The sequence below is a fragment of the Pseudomonas sp. CFBP 5748 genome (assembly GCF_053850495.1).
In genome coordinates this window covers 276174-297885 of sequence record NZ_JBSPTN010000008.1, presented here as the reverse complement: position 1 = coordinate 297885, position 21712 = coordinate 276174, and the positions used below count along the sequence as shown (strand labels likewise).

21 protein-coding genes are annotated in these 21712 nt (G+C 61.4%); 13 read left to right on the top strand and 8 right to left on the bottom strand.

What is annotated here, in order from left to right; translation table 11 throughout:
* Positions 1–3: 3 nt before the first annotated feature.
* From frr to ACWNZ1_RS20250, 5 genes are all read right to left on the bottom strand, one after another.
* Entirely contained in the window at positions 4–561 is a 558-nt protein-coding gene (gene frr / locus ACWNZ1_RS20270) for a ribosome recycling factor (RefSeq protein WP_135843918.1), read from the bottom strand.
* Positions 558–1301: a UMP kinase gene (pyrH, locus tag ACWNZ1_RS20265; RefSeq protein WP_024779012.1), complete on the bottom strand. Its 744-nt coding sequence runs from the start codon at positions 1299–1301 to the stop codon at positions 558–560. The genes frr and pyrH overlap by 4 nt, the downstream gene beginning before the upstream one ends.
* Before the next feature lie 212 nt (positions 1302–1513).
* Positions 1514–2377 (bottom strand): translation elongation factor Ts, encoded by an 864-nt coding sequence (gene tsf / locus ACWNZ1_RS20260; RefSeq protein ID WP_018603730.1) that lies wholly within the window; start codon positions 2375–2377, stop codon positions 1514–1516.
* A gap of 192 nt (positions 2378–2569) precedes the next feature.
* Complete coding sequence (gene rpsB / locus ACWNZ1_RS20255; protein ID WP_003198231.1) at positions 2570–3307, bottom strand: 30S ribosomal protein S2; 738 nt, start codon at positions 3305–3307, stop codon at positions 2570–2572.
* Between the two features lie 112 nt (positions 3308–3419).
* Positions 3420–3686, bottom strand: coding sequence for a hypothetical protein (locus ACWNZ1_RS20250; RefSeq protein ID WP_135843917.1), 267 nt, complete (start codon positions 3684–3686; stop codon positions 3420–3422).
* 54 nt (positions 3687–3740) lie between these two features.
* Between ACWNZ1_RS20250 and map the strand changes: the two genes are divergently transcribed.
* The 3 genes from map to dapC all read left to right on the top strand — a co-directional run bounded on the left by map (position 3741) and on the right by dapC (position 8607).
* Positions 3741–4523 carry a type I methionyl aminopeptidase gene (gene map, locus ACWNZ1_RS20245; RefSeq protein ID WP_135843916.1) on the top strand — a complete coding sequence of 261 codons (783 nt, stop codon included), beginning with the start codon at positions 3741–3743 and terminating at the stop codon, positions 4521–4523.
* A 44-nt stretch (positions 4524–4567) separates the two neighbouring features.
* Positions 4568–7270 (top strand): [protein-PII] uridylyltransferase, encoded by a 2703-nt coding sequence (locus ACWNZ1_RS20240; RefSeq protein ID WP_135843915.1) that lies wholly within the window; start codon positions 4568–4570, stop codon positions 7268–7270.
* A gap of 137 nt (positions 7271–7407) precedes the next feature.
* On the top strand, positions 7408–8607 hold the full coding sequence (dapC, locus tag ACWNZ1_RS20235; protein ID WP_456027821.1) for a succinyldiaminopimelate transaminase: 1200 nt from the start codon (positions 7408–7410) through the stop codon (positions 8605–8607).
* A 168-nt stretch (positions 8608–8775) separates the two neighbouring features.
* On the opposite strand, the gene ACWNZ1_RS20230 is transcribed toward dapC, so the two are convergent.
* Positions 8776–10422, bottom strand: a complete 1647-nt coding sequence (locus tag ACWNZ1_RS20230; protein ID WP_265072758.1) for a Na+/H+ antiporter — start codon at positions 10420–10422, stop codon at positions 8776–8778.
* Between the two features lie 323 nt (positions 10423–10745).
* Between ACWNZ1_RS20230 and ACWNZ1_RS20225 the strand changes: the two genes are divergently transcribed.
* The 4 genes from ACWNZ1_RS20225 (at position 10746) to ACWNZ1_RS20210 (ending at position 13858) form a co-directional block, all read left to right on the top strand.
* Positions 10746–11108, top strand: coding sequence for an ArsC family reductase (locus tag ACWNZ1_RS20225; RefSeq protein ID WP_135843912.1), 363 nt, complete (start codon positions 10746–10748; stop codon positions 11106–11108).
* 32 nt (positions 11109–11140) lie between these two features.
* Positions 11141–12175, top strand: coding sequence for a 2,3,4,5-tetrahydropyridine-2,6-dicarboxylate N-succinyltransferase (dapD, locus tag ACWNZ1_RS20220; protein WP_135843911.1), 1035 nt, complete (start codon positions 11141–11143; stop codon positions 12173–12175).
* 76 nt (positions 12176–12251) lie between these two features.
* The gene (locus ACWNZ1_RS20215; protein ID WP_135843910.1) at positions 12252–13457 is read left to right on the top strand and encodes an aminotransferase class V-fold PLP-dependent enzyme; all 1206 of its coding nucleotides are present in this window, start codon (positions 12252–12254) and stop codon (positions 13455–13457) included.
* On the top strand, positions 13454–13858 hold the full coding sequence (locus ACWNZ1_RS20210; protein ID WP_135843909.1) for a SufE family protein: 405 nt from the start codon (positions 13454–13456) through the stop codon (positions 13856–13858). The genes ACWNZ1_RS20215 and ACWNZ1_RS20210 overlap by 4 nt, the downstream gene beginning before the upstream one ends.
* A gap of 116 nt (positions 13859–13974) precedes the next feature.
* Here the strand turns inward: ACWNZ1_RS20210 and tcdA are convergent, their stop codons facing one another.
* On the bottom strand, positions 13975–14787 hold the full coding sequence (gene tcdA, locus ACWNZ1_RS20205; RefSeq protein ID WP_178084237.1) for a tRNA cyclic N6-threonylcarbamoyladenosine(37) synthase TcdA: 813 nt from the start codon (positions 14785–14787) through the stop codon (positions 13975–13977).
* A gap of 308 nt (positions 14788–15095) precedes the next feature.
* Here tcdA and dapE point away from each other — a divergent pair, with 308 nt between their 5' ends.
* The 3 genes from dapE to ACWNZ1_RS20190 all read left to right on the top strand — a co-directional run bounded on the left by dapE (position 15096) and on the right by ACWNZ1_RS20190 (position 17517).
* Positions 15096–16247 carry a succinyl-diaminopimelate desuccinylase gene (gene dapE, locus ACWNZ1_RS20200; protein WP_135843907.1) on the top strand — a complete coding sequence of 384 codons (1152 nt, stop codon included), beginning with the start codon at positions 15096–15098 and terminating at the stop codon, positions 16245–16247.
* A complete protein-coding gene (locus ACWNZ1_RS20195; RefSeq protein WP_256452237.1) occupies positions 16247–17056 on the top strand; it encodes a putative RNA methyltransferase in 810 nt (269 codons plus the stop codon). Before dapE ends, ACWNZ1_RS20195 begins: the two co-directional genes overlap by 1 nt.
* An 83-nt stretch (positions 17057–17139) precedes the next feature.
* Complete coding sequence (locus ACWNZ1_RS20190) at positions 17140–17517, top strand: hypothetical protein (protein ID WP_135843905.1); 378 nt, start codon at positions 17140–17142, stop codon at positions 17515–17517.
* 83 nt (positions 17518–17600) lie between these two features.
* Here the strand turns inward: ACWNZ1_RS20190 and ACWNZ1_RS20185 are convergent, their stop codons facing one another.
* Entirely contained in the window at positions 17601–17810 is a 210-nt protein-coding gene (locus ACWNZ1_RS20185) for a cold-shock protein (protein ID WP_003184959.1), read from the bottom strand.
* A gap of 225 nt (positions 17811–18035) precedes the next feature.
* On the opposite strand from ACWNZ1_RS20185, the gene plsB reads away from it, so the two are divergent.
* Genes plsB through ACWNZ1_RS20170 form a run of 3 tightly spaced genes read left to right on the top strand, consistent with a single transcriptional unit; the run spans position 18036 to position 21711 of the window.
* Positions 18036–20537, top strand: coding sequence for a glycerol-3-phosphate 1-O-acyltransferase PlsB (plsB, locus tag ACWNZ1_RS20180; protein ID WP_256452236.1), 2502 nt, complete (start codon positions 18036–18038; stop codon positions 20535–20537).
* A 52-nt stretch (positions 20538–20589) separates the two neighbouring features.
* Positions 20590–20988, top strand: a complete 399-nt coding sequence (locus ACWNZ1_RS20175) for a YbaY family lipoprotein (protein WP_135843903.1) — start codon at positions 20590–20592, stop codon at positions 20986–20988.
* A 33-nt stretch (positions 20989–21021) separates the two neighbouring features.
* On the top strand, positions 21022–21711 hold the full coding sequence (locus ACWNZ1_RS20170; protein WP_135843902.1) for a DUF4197 domain-containing protein: 690 nt from the start codon (positions 21022–21024) through the stop codon (positions 21709–21711).
* Position 21712: the final 1 nt, after the last annotated feature.

The window sequence follows — 21712 nt, the reverse complement described above, 5'->3', positions numbered from 1 at the left end:
CCCTTATACGGCCATCAGGTCCGCTTCTTTTTGCTTGGTGGCCGAGTCGATGTCAGCCTCAGCCTTGTCGGTCAGCTTTTGGATATCGGCAGCGGCACGACGCTCTTCGTCTTCGCTGATTTCCTTGTCCTTGACCAGTTTCTTCAATTCACCCAATGCATCGCGGCGAATGTTGCGCACAGCAACTCGAGCGTCTTCGGCCGCGCTACGCGCCTGCTTGGTGAAGCCCTTGCGGGTTTCTTCGGTCAGGGCGGGCATGGAGATCAGCAGCAACTCACCCAGATTGGTCGGGTTGAGGTTCAGGCCGGCGCTCTGGATGGCCTTGTCGACTGCCGCGAGCATATTGCGCTCAAACGCCACGACTTGCAGGGTGCGCGAATCTTTCACCGTAACGTTGGCAACACCGCTCAGGGGGGTATCGGCACCGTAGTAAGGCACCATCACGCTGCCCAGGATGCTCGGGTGAGCCTTGCCAGTACGAATCTGGCCGAACGCGTGGCTCAGCGATTCCAGGGATTTCTGCATGCGCTCTTGAGCGTCTTTCTTGATTTCGTTGATCATTGTTGCACTTCCTCGATCAGTGTTCCTTCGGCGCCGCCATGCACGATATTCAGCAGGGCGCCAGGCTTGTTCATGTTAAAGACGCGCAGCGGCATCTTGTGGTCGCGGCACAGGCAGATAGCCGTCAGATCCATTACACCCAGCTTGCGATCCAGCACTTCATCGTAGGTCAGATGATCGAACTTCTCGGCATGCGGGTCTTTGAACGGATCAGCGGTGTAGACACCATCGACCTTGGTTGCCTTGAGCACGACATCGGCATCGATCTCGATCGCTCGCAGGCAGGCGGCCGAATCCGTGGTGAAGAACGGATTACCGGTACCGGCGGCAAAAATCACCACTTCCTTGGCGTTGAGGTGGCGCATGGCTTTGCGGCGGTCGTAGTGATCGGTCACGCCGACCATGGAAATGGCCGACATCACGATGGCCGAGATATTGGCACGCTCAAGCGCGTCGCGCATAGCCAAGGCGTTCATCACAGTGGCCAGCATGCCCATGTGGTCGCCCGTGACCCGATCCATGCCGGCCGCGCTCAGCGCTGCGCCGCGGAACAGGTTGCCGCCACCGATGACCAGGCCGACCTGAACGCCGATCCCGACCAACTGGCCGACTTCCAGGGCCATGCGATCCAGCACTTTCGGATCGATCCCGAACTCTTCCGAGCCCATCAGGGCCTCGCCGCTAAGCTTGAGTAGAATGCGTTTATAGCGAGCCTGATAACCACTGCCCTGCTGAGCCATTGCGAATCTCTCCTGCGGCGTATTTTCGAAAATTCTTTGCAAGCTGTTTACAGCCTGCGTTCACTCTAGCTGACGCTGACACAGCGCCATCGGAACACGGCTTTGTAAGCCAGTTCCGAAAGGAAACCAATAAAAATCGGCATCCCCATCCAAAAAGAGGCTGCGCGCGTTAAGCGGGCAGCCTCTTCAGGGCGACAGTTATAAAAACTGTCTTATTGCTTGCTGGCAGCCAGCTGAGCAGCAACTTCTTCAGCGAAGTTGTCTACTGGCTTCTCGATGCCTTCGCCCACTTTGAAGTAGGTAAAGGAAACGATTTCAGCGCCGCCCTTCTTGGCCAGTTCACCGACCTTGATTTCAGGGTTCTTGACGAACGCCTGCTCAACCAGGCTGGCTTCAGCCAGGAACTTGGTGATACGACCGGCAACCATTTTTTCAACGATTTCGGCTGGCTTGCCTTTGATCTTGTCTTCGTTGAGCTGCATGAACACGGCTTTCTCGCGTTCGATAGCATCAGCGGAAACTTCCGACGGCAGCAGGAACTCAGGGTTGCTGGCAGCGACGTGCATCGCGATGTCTTTAGCCAGCTCGACGCTGCCGCCTTTGAGGGCTACAACCACGCCGATCTTGTTGCCGTGCAGGTAAGAACCAACAACATCACCTTCGACGCGAACCAGACGACGGATGTTGACGTTTTCGCCTACTTTGGCAACCAGGGCTTCACGAGCCGATTCCTGAGCGGCGATCAGCGGAGCTGCGTCGGTCAGTTTGTCGGCGAATGCTTTTTCTACGCTGGCAGCAACGAATGCCTTGAAGTCGTCTTGCAGGGCCAGGAAGTCGGTCTGCGAGTTGACTTCGATGATAACGGCAGCTTTACCGTCATCCTTGATGCCGATCGCGCCTTCAGCGGCAATGTTGCCGGCTTTCTTGGCAGCCTTGATGGCGCCCGAAGCACGCATGTCATCAATGGCTTTCTCGATGTCGCCGCCAGCCTTGGTCAAGGCTTTCTTGCAGTCCATCATGCCTTCGCCGGTACGCTCGCGCAGTTCTTTGACCAACGCTGCAGTAATCTCTGCCATTTCAAAATCCTCTTGGATAGGTTTTCAACCATTCCACCCGATCGAACGGGCGTTCAATTCTTCCCGAACCAACCTTGTTAGCCGCTGCACGTTACAAATGCTGTAGCTGCGCTGCCGACAAATGGTTTTCGAGGTGGCAAAAAGGGGGCCAAGCCCCCTTTTTGCTTACTGAGTCAACGCCAGGGGCGTCGATTACTCAGCGGCTGCTGCCGGAGCTTCTTCAGCGAAGACTTCGGTGCCGCCGTTAACATTGTTGCGACCACGGATAACAGCGTCAGCCATCGAACCCATGTACAGCTGGATGGCGCGAATGGCGTCATCGTTGCCTGGGATGATGTAGTCAACGCCTTCCGGGCTGCTGTTGGTATCGACAACGCCGATGACCGGGATACCCAGCTTGTTGGCTTCGGTGATCGCGATGCGCTCGTGATCAACGTCGATCACGAACAGTGCGTCAGGCAGACCGCCCATGTCCTTGATACCGCCCAGGGAGCGGTCCAGCTTCTCAAGATCGCGAGTGCGCATCAGCGCTTCTTTCTTGGTCAGCTTGGCGAAAGTACCGTCTTCGGACTGAACTTCAAGGTCACGCAGACGCTTGATGGAAGCGCGAATGGTCTTGAAGTTGGTCAGCATGCCGCCCAACCAGCGGTGATCGACGTACGGCGAACCGCAACGTGCTGCTTCTTCAGCAACGATCTTGCCAGCGGAACGCTTGGTGCCGACGAACAGAATCTTGTTTTTGCCCTGGGCCAGGCGCTCTACGAAGGTCAGTGCCTCGTTGAACATTGGCAGGGTTTTTTCAAGGTTGATGATGTGGATCTTGTTACGCGCGCCGAAAATGTACTTACCCATTTTCGGGTTCCAGTAACGGGTCTGGTGACCGAAGTGCACACCGGCCTTCAGCATATCGCGCATGTTGACTTGGGACATGATAGTTCCTTGATAAGTCGGGTTTGGCCTCCACGTATCCCAATGACCAACCAGCGGCTTATATAAGCCGAGGCACCCAGGTCATCGTGTCGACACGTGTGTGGATTTAAGCTTACGGGGTCATCCCCGGAAAGCGGCGCATTTTATACCACAGCAAGGGCGAAAACGGAACATGGATTCTGAAAACCTCTGCGGCGGATGGATTGTAGGAGCAAGGCTTGCCCGCGACGAAGCCGATGCGGTCCTTCAGAAATCGAGTCGCCTGGGTCGCGAGCAAGCCTTGCTCCCACTCGCGCCCCTCGCCACAGAGTTCCAGGCTGGAGGGTTCTTTGTACTGATCGTCTGTTAGAATCGCCTCTTTCAGGGCCGTTCGGAGCATCCTCCGCCGCCTATTTCGCTTTGAACAGCGCCGTCGAGCGCAGAGAGAGCCTGTATGACCGTTACCCTCAAGACCCCCGAGGACATCGCCAAAATGCGTGTCGCCGGCAAACTCGCCGCCGATGTGCTGGAGATGATCGCCGACCACGTCAAGCCTGGCGTGACCACCGAAGAGCTGGACCGCATCTGCCACGACTATATCGTCAACGAGCAGAAGGCCATCCCTGCCCCACTCAACTATAAAGGCTTCCCGAAGTCGATCTGCACCTCGATCAACCACGTGGTCTGCCACGGCATCCCCAACGAAAAGCCGTTGAAGGATGGCGACACCCTGAACATCGACGTCACCGTCATCAAGGACGGCTACCACGGCGACACCAGCCGCATGTTCCACGTCGGCAACGTGCCGGAGTGGGCCCAGCGCCTGTCGAAAGTCACCCAGGAATGCATGTACATGGCCATTGAGCTGGTGAAACCGGGCTGCCGCCTGGGTGACATCGGCGAAGTGATCCAGAAGCACGCGCAGAAGAACGGCTTTTCGGTGGTGCGCGAGTTCTGCGGCCACGGTATCGGCAAGGTGTTCCACGAAGAACCGCAGATCCTGCACTACGGCCGTGCCGGCACCGGCATGGAGCTGCAAGCAGGCATGACGTTCACCATCGAGCCGATGATCAACCAGGGCCGCGCCGACACCAAGGTCCTGGGCGACGGCTGGACTGCCATCACCAAGGACCGCAAGCTGTCGGCCCAATGGGAGCACACCTTGCTGGTGACCGAGACCGGTTACGAAATCTTCACCCTGCGCAGCGATGACACCATCCCTCGCGTTTCCGCCTGACCTAAACACAGCCTATAGCTATAGATAGAAAGGAAAGCCATTCAATGCCGCAGGTGGATCCCGAACTCTTCGACCGCGGCCAGTTCCAGGCTGAACTGGCCCTGAAGGCAAGCCCCATCTCGGCGTTCAAGAAGGCGATCCGCCAGGCCCACGAAGTGCTTGACCAGCGCTTTCGCAGCGGCCGGGATATCCGTCGGTTGATCGAGGACCGCGCCTGGTTCGTCGATAACATCCTGCAAAAGGCCTGGGAGCAGTTCAACTGGAGCGAAGACGCCGACATCGCCCTGGTGGCGGTGGGCGGCTATGGGCGCGGCGAACTGCACCCTTATTCGGACATCGATCTGCTGATCCTGCTGGACAGTGCCGATCATGAGGTCTTCCGCGATTCCATCGAGCGCTTCCTGACGCTGCTGTGGGACATCGGCCTGGAGGTCGGCCAGAGCGTGCGCTCGGTGCAGGAATGCGCCGATGAGGCCCGCGCCGACCTGACGGTGATCACCAACCTGATGGAAAGCCGCACCATCGCCGGCCCCGAACACCTGCGCCAGCGCATGCTCGATGTCACCAGCACAGAGCACATGTGGCCGAGCAAGGACTTTTTCCTGGCCAAGCACGCCGAGCAGAAGGCCCGCCACCACAAGTACAACGACACCGAGTACAACCTGGAACCCAACGTCAAGGGCTCGCCGGGCGGGTTGCGGGACATTCAGACAATCCTGTGGGTTGCCCGCCGCCAGTACGGCACGCTGAACCTGCGGGCCCTGGCCGGCGAAGGTTTCCTGGTGGAAAGCGAAAACGCCCTGCTGGCCTCGTCCCAGGAATTTCTGTGGAAGGTACGCTACGCCCTGCACATGCTCGCTGGGCGCTCCGAGGACCGCCTGCTGTTCGATCACCAGCGCTCCATCGCCGGCCTGCTGGGTTTTGAGGGCCAGGACGCCAAGCAGTCCATCGAAAACTTCATGCAGCAGTACTACCGGGTGGTGATGAGCATCGCCCAGCTCAGCGAACTGATCATCCAGCACTTCGAGGAGGTCATCCTCGCCCCCGAAGACGAAGAACCGCCGCAGCCGATCAACTCACGCTTTCAACTGCACGACGGCTACATCGAAGCGCGTCACGACTATGTGTTCCGCCGCACGCCGTTCGCCATGCTCGAAATCTTCGTGTTGATGGCCCAGCAGCCGGAAATCAAGGGTGTGCGCGCCGACACCATCCGCCTGCTGCGGGAAAACCGTCATCTGATCGATGAGGATTTCCGCCACGACATCCGCAACACCAGCCTGTTCATCGAGCTGTTCAAATGCCGGATCGGCGTGCACCGTAACCTGCGGCGCATGAATCGCTACGGGATCCTCGGGCGCTATCTGCCGGAGTTCGGTTTCATCGTCGGGCAAATGCAACACGACCTGTTCCACATCTATACGGTCGATGCCCACACCCTGAACCTGATCAAGCACCTGCGTAAGCTGCAATACACCCAGGTGTCGGAGAAATTCCCGTTGGCCAGCAAGCTCATGGGCAAGCTGCCCAAGCCAGAGCTGATCTACATGGCCGGGCTGTACCACGACATCGGCAAGGGCCGCCAGGGCGATCACTCCGAGATCGGCGCGGTGGATGCCGAGGCATTCTGCCAGCGCCATCAACTGCCCGTGTGGGACAGCCGGCTGATCGTCTGGCTGGTGCAGAACCACCTGGTCATGTCCACCACTGCCCAGCGCAAGGACTTGTCCGACCCGCAGGTGATCCACGACTTCGCCCAGATCGTCGGCGACGAGACGCGCCTGGATTACCTCTACGTGCTGACCGTGGCCGACATCAACGCCACCAACCCGAGCCTGTGGAACTCCTGGCGCGCCAGCCTGTTGCGCCAGCTCTACACCGAGACCAAGCGGGCCTTGCGCCGTGGTCTGGAAAACCCGGTGGACCGCGAAGAACAGATCCGCCGGACCCAAAGCGCCGCCCTGGACATCCTGGTGCGCGGCGGCACCGATCCAGACGACGTCGAACAGCTCTGGTCGCAATTGGGCGATGACTATTTCCTGCGCCACACCGCCGGCGACGTGGCCTGGCACAGCGACGCGATCCTGCAGCAACCGGCTGATGGCGGGCCACTGGTGTTGATCAAGGAAACCACCCAGCGCGAGTTCGAGGGCGGCACGCAGATCTTCATCTACGCCCCCGACCAGCACGACTTCTTCGCCGTGACCGTGGCCGCGATGGACCAGCTCAACCTCAACATTCACGACGCCCGGGTCATTACCTCCAGCAGCCAGTTCACCCTCGACACCTACATCGTGCTCGACACCGACGGCGACTCGATTGGCGACAACCCGGCGCGGGTCAAACAGATTCGCGATGGCCTGACCGAAGCCCTGCGCAATCCGGCGGATTACCCGACCATCATCCAGCGTCGGGTGCCGCGCCAGCTCAAGCACTTCGCGTTCGCCCCCCAGGTGACGATCCACAACGACGCCCAGCGCCAGGTCACCGTACTGGAACTCAGCGCCCCGGACCGCCCAGGCCTGCTCGCGCGGGTCGGGCATATATTCCTGGAGTTCGACCTGTCGCTGCAAAACGCCAAGATCGCCACCCTCGGCGAGCGGGTGGAAGACGTGTTCTTCATCACCGACGCCCATGGCCAACCGCTGTCCGATCCGCAGTTGTGCAGCCGCTTGCAGGAGGAAATGGAGCGGCACTTGAGCGTCAACCAGGAACCTGATGCCAACCTGACACGTATCAATATCTGAACGAACAATTTCCCCCTGTGGGAGCGGGCTTGCTCGCGAAAGCGGTGGGTCAGTGAATGATTATGTTGACTGACCCACTGCTTTCGCGAGCAAGTCGGATCGCCGCACCGCCACTCCCACATTGAACGAGGCCCCCGATGAACAACGCCCTGAACCAGTTACAGCCCTACCCGTTCGAAAAGCTCCGCGCCTTGCTCGGCAGCGTCACGCCCAATTCGGACAAGCGCCCAATCGCCCTGTCCATCGGCGAGCCCAAGCACCGCTCGCCAAGTTTTGTGGCCGAGGCCCTGGCCAGCAATCTGGAAAAAATGGCCGTGTACCCGACCACCCTCGGTATCCCGGAATTGCGTGAAGCCATCACCGGCTGGTGCGAGCGCCGCTTCAGCGTACCGAACGGCTGGCTGGATCCGGCGCGCCATGTGCTGCCGGTCAACGGCACCCGTGAAGCCTTGTTCGCCTTCACCCAGACCGTGGTCAACCGTGGCGACGATGCCCTGGTCGTCAGCCCCAACCCGTTCTATCAGATCTATGAAGGCGCGGCGTTCCTGGCCGGGGCCAAGCCACACTACCTGCCGTGCCTGGACGAAAACGGCTTCAACCCGGATTTCGATGCGGTCTCGCCGGACATCTGGAAACGCTGCCAGATCCTGTTCCTGTGCTCCCCTGGCAACCCGACCGGCGCGCTGATTCCGGTGGATGTACTGAAGAAACTCATCGCCCTGGCCGACGAACACGACTTCGTCATCGCCGCGGACGAGTGCTACAGCGAACTGTACTTCGACGAACAGACCCCGCCACCAGGGCTGCTCAGCGCCTGTGTCGAACTGGGCCGCCAGGACTTCAAGCGCTGCGTGGTGTTCCACAGCCTGTCCAAACGCTCCAACCTGCCTGGCCTGCGCTCCGGTTTCGTCGCGGGTGACGCGGACATCCTCAAGGGTTTCCTGCTGTACCGCACCTACCACGGCTGCGCGATGCCGGTTCAGACCCAACTGGCGAGCATCGCCGCGTGGAACGACGAAGTGCATGTACGGGCCAACCGCGCGCTGTACCGGGAGAAGTTTGACGCGGTACTGGAGATCCTCAGCCCGGTGCTGGATGTACAGCGTCCTGATGGCAGCTTCTACCTGTGGCCGAATGTGGCGGGCGATGATGCGGCGTTCTGCCGGGACCTGTTCGAACAGGAGCACGTGACCGTGGTACCGGGCTCGTACCTGTCCCGAGAAGTGGATGGCGTCAACCCAGGCGCCGGGCGTGTGCGCATGGCCTTGGTCGCGCCATTGGCTGAATGTGTGGAAGCGGCCGAGCGGATTCGCGCGTTCATTCAGCGTCGGGGTTAATGACTGTATCGGGGCTGTTGTGGCGAGGGGATTTATCCCCGCTGGGCTGCGAAGCGGCCCCAACAACCAACGCGCTGTGTCAGACAGCTTGAATCGACTGCTTTGGGACTGCTGCGCAGTCCAACGGGGATAAATCCCCTCGCCACAATTAGCTTTGCGCCATGGCTGCTATTTACCCAACCCCAAATTCGCCTCCGCCAGATCCAACTCCCCCAGTACCTCTCGCAGCACGTCATCCCCAATCTGGTGATGACGGCTGAGGCGATACAACTCCAGCCGCTGCGCCCGATAGGCCTTCAAGCGCAGCCGGCGTTCCAGCAGGTCCATTTCGAACGCAAGCGCCTGGGCTTCGGCGGAGTCGTTGAACACCTCCAACTGATGGCGATATTCAGACATCAACCGCGCCTTGACCTCGGTTGCCAACGCCGCCTGGGCCGCGTCCGGTGCGCTAGCGGCCTCGCTCGGCTCCTCCACTTCCAACGCGCGGATCGCCGCTTCAGCGGTTTTACGCCAGGCATCACGCACTTCGGTGCGGCGCTTGTCATCGGGGCTTTTCTCGATACCTCGCAGCAGCAATGGCAGGGCGATGCAGGCGGCGATCAATGACAGCAGAATGACCCCGGCGGCAATGAAGATCAGCAAATCCCGCTCGGGAAACGGTTCACCCGCCGCCAACAATATCGGCACCGACAGCACGCCCGCCAGCGTCACCGCCCCGCGCACCCCACCGAAGGTCAGCAACCAGCAGGAGCGCGCGGTCGGCACGAAGGTCAGGTCGCTCTCGCCACGCCAGCGACGTAACAGCCCGGACAGCCGCCAGGTGCTTTGCACCCAGACAAACCGCAGCACCAGCAACACCAGAGAAATCGCCACCACGTCCAGGCAACGATAGATCAGTGTCGGCCACAGGGTGGCTTCGTGGCTGGTCACCGCCTTGATGATGTCCGGCAATTGCAAGCCCAGCAGCAGGAAGATCAAGCCGTTGAAGGCGAATTCCAGCAGCGACCAGACGCTGCGATTGAGCAGCCGCGTGCCGGTCTGGCGCGGCAGCAGGTCGAGCCAGCTCTGCATCATCCCCGCCGCCACCGCCGAGAGAATCCCCGAGGCCCCCAAGCGTTCAGCCAGCACATAGGCCGCGAACGGCAGCAGCAACATGAACACCACGTGGGTGGCCGGATCGTCCCAACCGCGCGCCACCATCCAGGCCCGCAAGCGGCCCACCAGCCAGCTCAGGGCCACGCCCACCAGCAGCCCGCCAACCGCCACCAGGACAAAGGTCAGGCTCGCGTTGGCCAGGGAAAACACCCCGGTAATGGCCGCCGCCAGGGCGAACTTGAAGGTCACCAGGCCCGACGCGTCGTTCATCAACGCCTCGCCCTGAAGCACGTGCATCAGCGGCGCGGGCAAACGGTCACGGGCAATCGCCGACACCGCCACCGCGTCGGTCGGCGACAGCACCGCGGCCAGGGCGAAGGCCACCGGTAGCGGGATGCTCGGCAGCAGCCAATGAATGAAGTAACCGGCGCCCACCACCGTGAACAACACCAGCCCTACCGCCAGCGTCAGGATCGGCCCACGCAGGCGCCACAACTCGCGCTTGGGCATGCGCCAGCCGTCGGAGAACAGCAGCGGTGGCAAGAAGAGAAACAGGAACAGCTCGGGATCGAGGGCCACGTGCAGGCCCAGGGACGGCCAAGCCAGCACGGCACCGGCGCCGATCTGCACCAGGGGCAACGGCAGCGGGATCAACCGTCCGATCAGGCGCGAAACGCCCACCAGCATCAACAGGATCAGGACGGTATAGGCGCTTTGCATGACGGTTTTCCAATTACAGCGACACACATCCGGCAACAGCTTGCCGTTGAAGTGCCATATTAACCGCTTAGGATGAGCCTGGCCGTTACACCTATGTCGCAGCCCCACTTTTGGAGCGCACCTGTGGGAACAAAGCTTGCTCGCGATGCAGGCGACACGGTTCAACTGCAAGACTGTGCCATCGTTCATCGCGAGCAAGCTTTGCTCCCACAGGCTCGCTCCCACAGGTTTGGGTGCATGCCGATCTGAGCCGTCGCGAAACCGTCCGGTCATGGCATAATCCTTCACCTTTTACTTTCAGCACCTGCAAAGGGGGCAATTCCTTGACCGATTCAAGCAAAACGTTGCACCTTTTCGGCATCAAAGCCTGTGACACGATGAAAAAGGCGCGCACCTGGCTCGATGAACACGCTGTACGCTACGACTTTCACGACTACAAGACCGTCGGCATCGACCGTGAGCACCTGACCCAATGGTGCAACGAACATGGCTGGCAAGTGGTGTTGAACCGTGCCGGTACGACCTTTCGCAAACTCGACGACGAACGCAAAGCCGATCTCGACCAGACGAAAGCCATCGAACTGATGCTCGCCCAACCCTCGATGATCAAGCGCCCGGTGCTCGATCTCGGTGACCGAACCCTGATTGGCTTCAAGCCAGATATTTATGCGGCAGAGATCAAGTAAGCCTGCCCAGTCCATTTTGTAGAGGTAATTTCATGTCCACTACCCTGTTCAGCCTGGCCTTCGGTGTCGGCACTCAAAACCGTCAAGGCGCCTGGCTGGAAGTGTTCTACGCACAGCCGCTGCTCAACCCATCGGCAGACATCGTCGCAGCCATCGCACCGATTCTCGGCTACAGCGACGGCAACCAGGCCATCACCTTCACCACCGCCCAGGCTTCGCAACTGGCTGAAGCGCTCAAGGGCGTCGATGCCGGGCAAGCCGCGCTGCTGACCCGCCTGGCCGAAAGCCACAAGCCGCTGGTCGCCACCCTGCTGGCCGAAGATGCCCAACTGAGCTCCACCCCTGAGGCTTACCTCAAGCTGCACCTGCTGTCCCATCGCCTGGTCAAGCCCCATGGCCTGAACCTGGCCGGCATTTTCCCGCTGCTGCCGAACGTGGCCTGGACCAGCCAGGGCGCGATCGACCTGAGCGAACTGGCCGAGCACCAGCTCGAAGCCCGTCTGCGTGGCGAGTTGCTGGAAGTGTTCTCGGTGGACAAGTTCCCGAAAATGACTGACTACGTGGTTCCGGCCGGCGTACGTATCGCCGATGCCGCGCGGATCCGCCTGGGCGCCTACGTGGGCGAAGGCACCACCGTGATGCACGAAGGTTTCGTCAACTTCAACGCCGGCACCGAAGGCCCGGGCATGATCGAAGGCCGCGTGTCGGCTGGCGTGTTCGTTGGCAAGGGCTCGGACCTGGGCGGCGGTTGCTCCACCATGGGCACCCTGTCGGGCGGCGGCAACATCGTGATCAAGGTCGGCGAAGGCTGCCTGATCGGCGCCAATGCCGGCATCGGTATCCCGCTGGGCGACCGCAACACCGTGGAGTCGGGCCTGTACGTGACCGCCGGCACCAAAGTCGCGCTGCTGGACGAGAACAACCAACTGGTCAAAGTGGTCAAGGCCCGCGACCTGGCCGGCCAGCCCGACCTGCTGTTCCGCCGCAATTCCGAGACCGGCGCAGTGGAATGCAAAACCCACAAATCGGCCATCGAACTGAACGAAGCACTGCACGCGCACAACTAAGCCGCTTCACACAGTCACCTGTGGGAGCGAGCTTGCTCCCACAGGGTCCGGCGCAACTCCAGCAGGACCCGAAAGCATGTTGATTCCCTCCCCCTGGCGCGCCGACTTCCCGGCCATCGCCGCCCTGCAACGGCAAGGCCAGACGTACCTGGACAACGCCGCCACCACGCAAAAACCCCAAGCCCTGCTGGACGCCCTGGCGCATTACTACGCCAATGGCGCGGCCAACGTGCACCGTGCGCAACATTTGCCAGGCGCCCACGCCACCCAGGCGTTCGAGGACAGCCGTCTCAAGGTCGCGCAATGGGTCAACGCCGGAGATTGCGGACAGATCGTCTTCACCCATGGCGCCACTTCGGCGCTGAACTTGCTGGCCTATGGCCTGGAACATCGGTTCAACCCGGGCGATGAAATCGTCATCAGCGCCCTGGAACACCATGCCAACCTGCTGCCGTGGCAACAACTGGCCGAGCGCCGTTCGTTGACGCTGGTGGTGTTGCCGCTGGATGCCGATGGGCTGATCGATCTCAACGTCGCTGCCGAACGGATCGGCCCGCGTACACGCTTGCTGGCGGTGAGCCAATTGTCCAACGTACTGGGCGCCTGGCAGCCCTTGCCGGCGCTGCTGGCGTTGGCCAAGGCCCAAGGTGCGTTGACGGTGATCGACGGCGCCCAAGGCGTGGTGCATGGCCGCCATGATGTGCAGGCGCTGGGTTGCGATTTCTACGTATTTTCCAGCCACAAACTCTACGGCCCCGAGGGGCTGGGCGTGCTGTTTGGCCGCACCGAAGCGCTTGAGCAACTGCGCCATTGGCAGTTCGGCGGCGAAATGGTGCAACAGGCCGATTACCACAGCGCCACGTTCCGCCCGGCACCGCTGGGGTTCGAAGCGGGCACGCCGCCGATTGCCAGCGTGATCGGCCTGGGGGCGACCCTGGATTACCTGTCCGCCCTCGACCCGCAAGCACTCATCGACCATGAAGCGGGTTTGCATAACTACCTGCTCCACGGCCTGCTGGCGCGCAATGGCGTGCGCCTGGTGGGCAACCCGCGCCTGGCCCTGGTCAGTTTCGTGGTCGAAGGCGTACACAACGCCGACCTCGCCCACCTGCTGACCGAACAAGGCATCGCCGTGCGCGCCGGGCATCACTGTGCCATGCCGCTGTTCAAGCATTTGCAACTGACGGGAGCGATTCGGGTGTCGCTGGCGCTGTACAACGACTCCGCCGATATCGAACGCTTCTTCGAAGCCCTGGACCAGGCCTTGGAGCTGCTGCGATGAGCCTGCCGTTCGAGGCCGCCGAGGCGCTGCAGATTTTCCAGGACGCATCGAGCTGGGAGCAACGCGCCCGGCTACTGATGCAATGGGGGGAGCGCCTGCCGCCCTTGAGCGATGCGGACAAGTGCGACGCCAACCTGGTCAGTGGCTGTGAAAGTCAGGTGTGGCTGGTGGGTCAGCTGCACGACGGGCATTGGCAGTTTGCCGCCAGCAGCGATGCGCGGTTGATCCGTGGGCTGGTGGCGTTGCTGCTGGCGCGGGTCAATGGGTTGTCCGCTGACGAGTTGCAGCAGGTGGATTTGCCGGATTGGTTCAATCAACTGGGATTGTCGCGGCAGCTGTCGCCGTCGCGTAGCAATGGCTTGAATGCGGTGTTAAAGCGGATGTTTGAGTTGACTGAATAATCGCCATCGCGAGCAAGCTCGCTCCCACAGGGGATTCGTGTCGTACACAAAATTTGTGTTCCATGAGATCCAATGTGGGAGCGAGCTTGCTCGCGATGAGGCCATCTGCCCCACCCTCAAACCTGAGGCTTGGCCCTGTCCGCCGGCCGCCGCACACCCGCCACAATCTTATCCACAGCCTTGGTCGCCGCGACCATGCCGAACGTCGCCGTGACCATCATCACCGCACCAAACCCGCCAGCACAGTCGAGCTTGACGCCGTCGCCGACAAAACTCTTCTGCAAGCAAATGCTGCCGTCCGGTTTCGGGTAGCGCAGCTGTTCGGTGGAGAACACGCAGGGCACGCTGTAGTGGCGGGTCACGGTACGGGAAAAGCCGTAGTCGCGGCGCAGGGTGGAACGCACTTTCGAGGCCAGGGGATCGTTGAACGTACGGTTCAAGTCGCACACCTGGATCAGCGTCGGATCAATCTGCCCACCCGCGCCGCCGGTGGTGATGATCTGGATCTTGCGGCGCTTGCACCAGGCGATCAGCGCGGCCTTGGCGTTGACGCTGTCGATGCAGTCGATCACGCAGTCGATGTTCGGTGTGATGTATTCGGCCATGGTCTCGCGGGTGACAAAATCCGCCACCGCGTGCACCGTGCAGTCTGGGTTGATCCCGCGCAGCCGCTCGGCCATCACTTCGACCTTGGGCTTGCCGACGGTGCTGTCCAGGGCGTGCAACTGGCGGTTGGCGTTGCTGACGCAGACATCGTCCAGGTCGAACAGCGAGATCTCGCCCACGCCACATCGGGCAATCGCTTCCGCCGCCCAGGAACCGACTCCACCCACCCCGACAATCGCCACATGGGCCGCCCGCAGGCGCTCCAGGCCTTCGATGCCATACAAACGGGCGATACCGGCAAACCGTGGATCTTCTGTACTCATGACCATTACCCCAAAAACCGGCGCGCATTATAGGGCTTTGCTACGGCAATTCGAGCCGGTCGCGAAATGAATCCGACCAATTTCCCTTGTGGGAGCGAGCTTGCTCGCGATAGCAGTGTGTCAGTCAATATTGATGCGGCTGATCCGACGCCATCGCGAGCAAGCTCGCTCCCACAGGTTTTGTGTTCCAACCGACCAGCACCAGGGGACCATGATGGTCGTTTTGCTATAAGATAACCGCCATTTTGTGGGTGTCAGCCAGCCCCCACACAAGCCTTGCGTTCATACTAAATATTCCCGGAGTTTCCATGACGGCCCACGCCGACCTCTCGCCGACCCTGCAACTCGCCTGCGACCTGATCCGCCGTCCGTCCGTGACGCCGGTGGATGCCGATTGCCAGAAACTGATGATGCAGCGCCTGGGTAATGCCGGTTTCAAGCTCGAACCGATGCGCATCGAGGATGTGGATAACTTCTGGGCCAGCCATGGCAAGCAGGACGGTCCGGTGCTGTGTTTCGCCGGGCACACCGACGTGGTGCCGACCGGCCCGGTGCAGGCCTGGCAGCTCGATCCGTTCGATGCAGTCATCGATGAGCACGGCATGCTCTGTGGCCGTGGCGCGGCGGACATGAAAGGCAGCCTGGCGGCGATGGTGGTGGCGGCCGAACGGTTCGTCGCCGACTACCCGGACCACAAGGGCTCGGTGACCTTCCTGATCACCAGCGACGAAGAAGGCCCGGCTCACCACGGCACCAAGGCCGTGGTCGAACGTCTCAAGGCCCGTCAGGAGCGCTTGGACTGGTGCATCGTCGGCGAGCCGTCGAGCACCACCCTGGTGGGCGACGTGGTCAAGAACGGCCGGCGCGGCTCCCTCGGTGCGAAGCTGACCGTGCGCGGCAAGCAAGGCCACGTGGCCTATCCACATCTGGCGAAGAATCCGATTCACCTGGCAGCCCCGGCACTGGCTGAACTGGCCGCCGAACATTGGGACCACGGCAACGACTTCTTCCCGCCGACCAGTTTCCAGATCTCCAATCTCAATTCCGGCACCGGCGCGACCAACGTGATCCCCGGTGACCTGGTGGCGGTGTTCAACTTCCGCTTCTCCACCGAATCCACCGTCGAAGGCCTGCAACAGCGCGTCGCCGACATTCTCGACAAGCATCAGCTGGACTGGCACATCGACTGGGCGCTGTCCGGCCTGCCGTTCCTGACCGAGCCGGGAGCGTTGCTGGACGCGGTGTCGTCGAGCATCAAGGACGTCACCGGCCGCGAGACGCAGGCGTCCACCAGCGGCGGCACCTCCGATGGTCGCTTCATCGCCACCATGGGTACGCAAGTGGTGGAACTGGGGCCGGTCAACGCGACTATCCACCAGGTCAACGAACGGGTGCTGGCGGCCGATCTCGACGTACTGACCGAGATCTACTACAAGACGCTGATCAAGTTGCTCGCCTGATGCTCGCCTGCCCGATCTGCAATGAGCCGCTGAACGCGGTGGACAACGGTGTGGTGTGCCCGGCCGGCCATCGGTTCGACCGTGCGCGCCAGGGTTACCTGAACCTGCTGCCGGTGCAGTACAAGAACAGCCGCGACCCCGGTGACAACCAGGCCATGGTCGAAGCCCGGCGCGATTTTCTCAACGCCGGGCATTACGCCCCCGTTGCCCGACGCCTGGCGGAACTGGCTGCCGAACGCGCGCCCGGGCGCTGGCTGGACATCGGCTGTGGCGAGGGCTACTACACCGCGCAAATCGCAGAAGCGTTGCCCAATGCCGATGGCTATGCCCTGGACATCTCCCGCGAGGCGGTCAAGCGTGCCTGCAAACGCAACCCGCAACTGACCTGGTTGATTGCCAGTATGGCCCGGGTGCCGTTGGCGGACGGTTGCTGCCAGTTCCTGGCCAGCGTGTTCAGCCCGCTGGACTGGCAAGAGGCCAAACGCCTGCTCAGCCCCGGCGGCGGCTTGATGAAAGTCGGCCCGACCGCCGGCCACCTGATGCAATTGCGCGAGCGGCTGTACGACGAAGTGCGCGAGTACACCGATGACAAGCACCTGGCCCTGGTGCCCTCGGGCATGGTGCTGGATCACAGCGAAACCCTCGAATTCAAGCTCACGCTCGACAGTAGCCAGGACCGTGCCAATCTGTTGGCCATGACACCCCATGGCTGGCGCGCCAGTGCCGAACGCCGTGCCAGCGTGATCGAGCAGGCCGAGCCGTTCGAAGTCACGGTGTCGATGCGCTACGATTATTTCGTTCTTCAATAACCTTTTGATTCCGGACCTCGGGCAACCGCTCGGGGCCAGTTAAATCCGCGAATGGATTTTTCAAGACCGCAGCGAGGACATCCATGCGCCAACCCGATATCGAGATTTACCTCAAAGACGCCGACGTCGACCACAAGGCCATCGCCGCCTGGCTCGGCCAAGCGCTGGGCCCGTGCAGCGATTGGGTGCAGAAAGGCCAGACCTACAAGTGCAAGGCCGGCAACGTCCCAGTGACCTGGCTACCCAAGGCCGTCGGCAAATGGAACAGCCTGTACCTGGAAAGCGACCAGACTCCGTGGGAAGACGATATCGCCTGCGCCCGCGCGGCCTTCGCCGCACTGAATGTCGAAGTGCGTTGCGCACCCGGCTCCTGGGTGGAAGAGGAAGGTGAAGAGTCGGCGGATCGCTGGATTCGCATCAGCGCCGATGGGGAAGAAGAGATTACCTGGAAGACGGCGTGATCCTAGTCTCAGGTCCTACCTGGATCTAAATGTGGGAGCGGGCTTGCTCGCTCCCACAGGGGATCTGTTGTGGATGTAACGGCTTACAACCCCACCACATCCTCAGCCTGCAAGCCCTTCTGCCCTTCCACCACCGCGTACTCGACCTGCTGGCCTTCGGTCAGTGAACGGTGGCCTTCGCCACGGATGGCGCGGTAATGCACGAACACATCCGCCCCACCTTCACGCTGGATGAAGCCGTAGCCTTTGGCGTCGTTGAACCACTTCACGTTGCCGGTTTCGCGTGCTGCCATGATGCTCACTCCCATTTTTATTTTTAAGTCGGCTTTTCGAGGGAAAGCCGTACGAACGTTAGCTGCCGTCCAGCCGTCCAGAAAGGAGGCCATGGCAGTCACTGGCCGAGTATATGACAGACACAAAAACTCTCAACTGACTTTACTTCGCCGCTTTTTTGCCGATTTTCGACGAATCCGGCACACTAGCGGCCGCTTGATCTTATCCACTCATGCAGAAGCCGTATGACCCGCTCCCCGCTCCGCCGTCTTGTGTTTGGCACCCTGCGCCGCCTGTTGTATCTCTGGGTTCGCTCCGAGACCATCAACCAGTCGTCCTTCACCCTCAACCTCGACCGCAGTCGTCCGGTGTTCTACGTCCTGCAAGATCCTTCACTCACCGACCTGGCGGTGCTCGACACCGAGTGCACCAAGGCCGGCCTGCCCCGCCCGGTGCTGCCGGTCTCGGTGGGCAACCTGTTGGAGCCGGCGGCGTTTTTCTACCTGACACCGGCACCGGACTGGCTCGGACGCCAGGACAAACGCGGCGCGCCGCCGACCCTGACGCGGCTGGTCAACGCCCTGACCCACAACGCTGCCGAAGACGCACAGATCATCCCGGTCAGCGTGTTCTGGGGCCAATCGCCCGACAGCGAGTCCAGCCCGTGGAAGCTGCTGTTCGCCGACAGCTGGGCCGTCACCGGACGCCTGCGCCGCTTGCTGAGCATCATGATCCTGGGGCGCAAGACCCGCGTGCAGTTCTCGGCACCGATCCATCTGCGCGAGCTGATCGAACACGACAAGGGTCACGAACGTACCGTGCGCATGGCCCAGCGAATCCTGCGGGTGCACTTTCGCAATCTGAAAGCGGCGGTCATCGGCCCGGACATTTCCCACCGGCGCAACCTGGTCAAGGGCCTGCTGAACCAGCCCCTGGTCAAACAGGCGATTGCCGACGAGGCCGAGCGGGAAAAAATCTCCCCGGAAAAAGCCAAGGCCCAGGCCCTGCGCTACGGCAACGAAATCGCCTCGGACTACACCTACACCGCGATCCGTTTCCTGGAAGTGGTGCTGAGCTGGTTCTGGAACAAGATCTACGACGGTATCAAGGTCAACCACATCGAAGGCGTGCAGAACGTCGCCCAAGGTCACGAAGTCATCTATGTGCCGTGCCACCGCAGCCATATCGACTACCTGTTGCTGTCGTACCTGCTGTTTCGCAACGGCCTGACCCCACCGCACATCGCCGCCGGCATCAACCTCAACATGCCGGTGATCGGCAGCCTGCTGCGCCGTGGCGGGGCGTTTTTCATGCGCCGCACCTTCAAGGGCAACCCGCTCTACACCGCGGTGTTCAACGAATACCTGCACACGCTGTTCACCAAAGGTTTCCCGGTGGAGTACTTCGTCGAGGGCGGTCGCTCGCGCACCGGACGCATGCTGCAACCCAAGACCGGCATGCTCGCCATCACCTTGCGCAGCTTCCTGCGTTCATCGCGCATGCCCATCGTCTTCGTGCCGGTCTACATTGGTTATGAGCGGGTACTCGAAGGCCGTACCTACCTGGGCGAGCTGCGCGGGGCCAGCAAGAAGAAAGAATCGATCTTCGACATCTTCAAAGTCATCGGCGCCCTCAAACAACGCTTCGGCCAGGTGGCGGTGAACTTCGGCGAACCGATCAAGCTGGCGGAATTCCTCGACAGCGAACAGCCCGGTTGGCGCCAACAAGAACTGGGCCCGCAATTCAAACCGGCCTGGCTCAACGCGACCACCAACCGCCTCGGCGAGCGCGTGGCCCGGCACCTGAACGAAGCAGCGGCCATCAACCCGGTCAACCTCGTGGCCCTGGCGCTGCTGTCTACCAGCCGCCTGGCCCTGGACGACCGCGCCATGGCCCGCGTACTCGACCTGTACCTGGCGTTGCTGCGCAAAGTGCCTTACTCACCCCACACCACCCTGCCCGAAGGCGATGGCCGGGCGCTGATCGAGCACGTCAAAGGCATGGACCTGCTGTCGGAACAGAGCGATGCCCTGGGCAAGATTCTGTACCTGGATGAACAGAACGCGGTGTTGATGACCTACTACCGCAACAACGTCCTGCACATCTTCGCCCTGCCGGCGCTGCTGGCGAGTTTCTTCCAGAGCAGCTCGCGCATGAGCCGCGAGCAGATCCTGCGCTACACCCGGGCCTTGTACCCGTACCTGCAATCGGAGTTGTTCATTCGCTGGTCGCTGGAAGAACTGGACGCCGTGGTCGACCAGTGGCTCGAAGCGTTCGTCGAACAAGGCCTGCTGCGTTTGGAAAACGACCTGTACCTGCGCCCCGCACCGAGCTCGCGGCACTTCGTGCTGCTGACCCTGCTGTCCAAAAGCATCGCCCAGACCTTGCAGCGCTTCTACATGACCGTCTCGCTGCTGCTCAACAGCGGCCAGAACAGCATCAGCGCCGAAGAGCTGGAAGACCTCTGCACCGTGATGGCCCAGCGCCTGTCGATCCTGCATGGCCTGAATGCGCCGGAGTTCTTTGACAAGAGCCTGTTCCGCCACTTCATCCAGACCCTGCTGGACCTGGACGTGCTGCGCCGCGACGAGGCCGGTAAGCTAAGCTATCACGAGCTGTTGGGCGAACTGGCCGAAGGCGCGGCCAAGCGGGTGCTGCCGGCGGAAATTCGCCTGTCGATCCGCCAGGTGGCGTTGCATCGCAGTGAAGACGCGGCGGATCAGGTTACCCCGGTGACGCAGGACTGATTCCCACAGGCGCCAGGTTGTTTTCTGGCGCCCTCAATATGGAAATACCCCGATGAAAAAACTTCTTCTCATAAGCGTTGCCACGCTACTCAGTGCCTGCTCCAGCGCACCCCTGGCGGGCAAGAACAGCCTCGACGGTGAAGTGTTCTACCTGCAACGCATCGCCCTGCCGCCCACCGCCACCTTGAGCGTGAGCCTGCAAGATGTGTCCCTGGCCGACGCCCCCGCCGTGGTGCTCGATGAGCAGCACGGTCCGGTCAAAGGCCAGGTCCCGCTGCCGTTCCACCTCAGTTATGATCCGGCCCAGGTCAAGCCCGGCCATCGTTATGCCGTGAGCGCCCGCATTGAAGTGGACGGCCAGTTGATGTTCATCACCACCGAACAACACACCGTGCACCTCGATGGCAAAGATCCGCAGCCGTTGAAGATCCGCGTCAACGCTGCACGCTGATTCCTTTCTCAAATTCTCTTCAAGGAAGCTGTCATGCTCCGTCCTACTCTCCGCTTTACCGGCCTGTGCGCAGGCCTGCTGATCTGCGCCAATGCCATGGCCCTGTCTCTTAGCGATCTGTCGCAGAATGATGCCACGGGCGGTCTCAAGGACGCGCTGACCCAAGGCGCCCAAGTGGCGGTCAAGCAACTGGGCACACCCGGCGGTTTCAGCAACAACCCCGACGTGAAGATCGAGCTGCCAGGCAAGCTCGGCAAAGTCGCCAGCAAGATGAAAGCCTTCGGCATGGGCGACCAGGTCGACCAACTGGAAACCAGCATGAACCAGGCCGCTGAAGCCGCCGTGGTCCAGGCCCAGCCGATCCTGGTCAATGCCGTGAAGAACATGAGCGTAAGCGATGCCAAAGGCATCCTCAGCGGCGGCCAGGACTCCGCCACGCAATACCTGAACAAGAGCAGTCGCGAGCAGATCCGCGCCAAGTTCCTGCCCATCGTCAAGCAAGCCACCGACAAGGTCGGCCTGGCCCAGAAATACAACGCCTTCGCCGGCCAGGCCGCGACCTTCGGCGTGCTGGACGCCAAAAGCGCCAACATCGAAAACTACGTGACCGAGCAGGCGCTGGACGGGTTGTTCGAGATGATCGGCAAGCAGGAAGCCACCATCCGCCAGAACCCGGCGGCTGCGGCAACCAGTCTGGCGAAGAAGGTTTTCGGTACTCTCTAAG

What these genes read in the sequence shown, in the direction of transcription:
- pyrH (WP_024779012.1), bottom strand. Translation starts at nt 1,301, where the DNA reads ATGGCTCAGCAGGGCAGTGGTTATCAGGCTCGCTATAAACGCATTCTA.
- ACWNZ1_RS20190 (WP_135843905.1), top strand. Translation starts at nt 17,140, where the DNA reads ATGCGCCAACCCGATATCGAGATTTACCTCAAAGACGCCGACGTCGAC.
- tcdA (WP_178084237.1), bottom strand. Translation starts at nt 14,787, where the DNA reads ATGAGTACAGAAGATCCACGGTTTGCCGGTATCGCCCGTTTGTATGGC.
- ACWNZ1_RS20215 (WP_135843910.1), top strand. Translation starts at nt 12,252, where the DNA reads ATGTTGATTCCCTCCCCCTGGCGCGCCGACTTCCCGGCCATCGCCGCC.
- dapE (WP_135843907.1), top strand. Translation starts at nt 15,096, where the DNA reads ATGACGGCCCACGCCGACCTCTCGCCGACCCTGCAACTCGCCTGCGAC.
- tsf (WP_018603730.1), bottom strand. Translation starts at nt 2,377, where the DNA reads ATGGCAGAGATTACTGCAGCGTTGGTCAAAGAACTGCGCGAGCGTACC.
- dapD (WP_135843911.1), top strand. Translation starts at nt 11,141, where the DNA reads ATGTCCACTACCCTGTTCAGCCTGGCCTTCGGTGTCGGCACTCAAAAC.
- ACWNZ1_RS20240 (WP_135843915.1), top strand. Translation starts at nt 4,568, where the DNA reads ATGCCGCAGGTGGATCCCGAACTCTTCGACCGCGGCCAGTTCCAGGCT.
- ACWNZ1_RS20195 (WP_256452237.1), top strand. Translation starts at nt 16,247, where the DNA reads ATGCTCGCCTGCCCGATCTGCAATGAGCCGCTGAACGCGGTGGACAAC.
- ACWNZ1_RS20175 (WP_135843903.1), top strand. Translation starts at nt 20,590, where the DNA reads ATGAAAAAACTTCTTCTCATAAGCGTTGCCACGCTACTCAGTGCCTGC.
- frr (WP_135843918.1), bottom strand. Translation starts at nt 561, where the DNA reads ATGATCAACGAAATCAAGAAAGACGCTCAAGAGCGCATGCAGAAATCC.
- plsB (WP_256452236.1), top strand. Translation starts at nt 18,036, where the DNA reads ATGACCCGCTCCCCGCTCCGCCGTCTTGTGTTTGGCACCCTGCGCCGC.
- map (WP_135843916.1), top strand. Translation starts at nt 3,741, where the DNA reads ATGACCGTTACCCTCAAGACCCCCGAGGACATCGCCAAAATGCGTGTC.
- dapC (WP_456027821.1), top strand. Translation starts at nt 7,408, where the DNA reads ATGAACAACGCCCTGAACCAGTTACAGCCCTACCCGTTCGAAAAGCTC.
- ACWNZ1_RS20250 (WP_135843917.1), bottom strand. Translation starts at nt 3,686, where the DNA reads ATGCTCCGAACGGCCCTGAAAGAGGCGATTCTAACAGACGATCAGTAC.
- ACWNZ1_RS20170 (WP_135843902.1), top strand. Translation starts at nt 21,022, where the DNA reads ATGCTCCGTCCTACTCTCCGCTTTACCGGCCTGTGCGCAGGCCTGCTG.
- ACWNZ1_RS20210 (WP_135843909.1), top strand. Translation starts at nt 13,454, where the DNA reads ATGAGCCTGCCGTTCGAGGCCGCCGAGGCGCTGCAGATTTTCCAGGAC.
- rpsB (WP_003198231.1), bottom strand. Translation starts at nt 3,307, where the DNA reads ATGTCCCAAGTCAACATGCGCGATATGCTGAAGGCCGGTGTGCACTTC.
- ACWNZ1_RS20230 (WP_265072758.1), bottom strand. Translation starts at nt 10,422, where the DNA reads ATGCAAAGCGCCTATACCGTCCTGATCCTGTTGATGCTGGTGGGCGTT.
- ACWNZ1_RS20185 (WP_003184959.1), bottom strand. Translation starts at nt 17,810, where the DNA reads ATGGCAGCACGCGAAACCGGCAACGTGAAGTGGTTCAACGACGCCAAA.